Consider the following 1,416-nt stretch of genomic DNA (forward strand, 5'->3'; position numbering starts at 1 on the left):
TTATGTGTCGTCGCGGCTTCGAAATGGACTTTGCTGAACTGTTGCTGGAAGACTACAAAGCCTCCCTGAAATATCTCAGCGATCACCCGAAACTGCAGGGTATTGCCCAGCAGAACAGCTTTAAACACACCTGATAACATAACGTTGTAAAAACCGAATGCCCAGCCTTTAAAAAAACAGCTGGGCATTCGGTTGCTTATTAATCGCAATAATATATTGGCTGTCTATTCATCGTGTTGATAAGATATATGTTATATGAATGTTTATTAAATGTAGCGATTGCCTTTAATGTCACGAAAAGGGATTATTTGCTTGCTATTAATTTCACTGCGTTCTTAAACACGTTTTTGTATTATAAATCCAGTCATCCTGCCCGTAGAACATCACACATTAGCATCCTGTTCTCCCGCTTCGTTTAAATTTATTTATCAATCAATTTGACTTAAGAGGGCGGCGTGCTACATTAATTAACAGTAATATGTTTATGTAATATTAAGTCAACTATGCAATCATTACATGGGAATTGTCTAATTGCGTACGCAAGACATAAATATATTCTCACCATGGTTAATGGTGAATATCGCTATTTTAATGGCGGTGACCTGGTTTTTGCGGATGCAAGCCAAATTCGAGTAGATAAGTGTGTTGAAAATTTTGTATTAGTATCAAGGGATACGCTTTCATTATTTCTGCCGATGCTCAAGGAGGAGGCATTAAATCTTCATGCACATAAAAAAATTTCTTCATTACTCGTTCATCACTGTAGCAGAGATATTCCTGTTTTTCAGGAAGTTGCGCAACTATCGCAGAATAAGAATCTTCGCTATGCAGAAATGCTACGTAAAAGAGCATTAATCTTTGCGTTGTTATCTGTTTTTCTTGAGGATGAGCACTTTATACCGCTGCTTTTGAACGTTTTGCAACCGAACATGCGAACACGAGTTTGTACGGTTATCAATAATAATATCGCCCATGAGTGGACACTAGCCCGAATCGCCAGCGAGCTGTTGATGAGTCCAAGCCTGTTAAAGAAAAAATTGCGCGAAGAAGAGACATCATATTCACAGTTGCTTACTGAGTGTAGAATGCAACGTGCTTTGCAACTTATTGTTATACATGGCTTTTCAATTAAGCGAGTCGCAGTGTCCTGTGGATATCACAGCGTGTCGTATTTCATTTACGTCTTTCGAAATTATTATGGGATGACGCCCACAGAGTATCAGGAGCGATCGGCGCAGGGATTGCCGAACCGTGACTCGGCGGCAAGTATTGTTGCGCAAGGAAATTTTTACGGCACTGACCGTTCTGCGGAAGGAATAAGATTATAGAATTTTACTCAGACATAAAAAAAACCCGGCATAGGGGACCGGGAAGAGGATAGTCTGCCGTCTCCAGACTAATAAACCGTTATAACAC

Annotated in this window: 2 protein-coding genes; both read left to right on the forward strand. The window is 40.0% G+C overall.

Annotated features, from left to right (window positions below; genetic code table 11):
• Positions 1-134: hypothetical protein (locus E0D98_RS28175; RefSeq protein WP_000336835.1), on the forward strand; the 134-nt coding region annotated here is incomplete at its 5' end.
• Between the two features lie 369 nt (positions 135-503).
• Positions 504-1,328, forward strand: a complete 825-nt coding sequence (gadX, locus tag E0D98_RS24160; RefSeq protein WP_001191068.1) for an acid resistance transcriptional activator GadX — start codon at positions 504-506, stop codon at positions 1,326-1,328.
• Positions 1,329-1,416 lie beyond the last annotated feature (88 nt).

The sequence above is a fragment of the Escherichia sp. KCJ4928 genome, from assembly GCF_004352695.1.
Lineage (GTDB): Bacteria > Pseudomonadota > Gammaproteobacteria > Enterobacterales > Enterobacteriaceae > ECMA0423.

Bases quoted from the DNA above. Each gene is read 5' to 3' on its own strand.
- gadX (WP_001191068.1), top strand. From the start codon at position 504: ATGCAATCATTACATGGGAATTGTCTAATTGCGTACGCAAGACATAAA.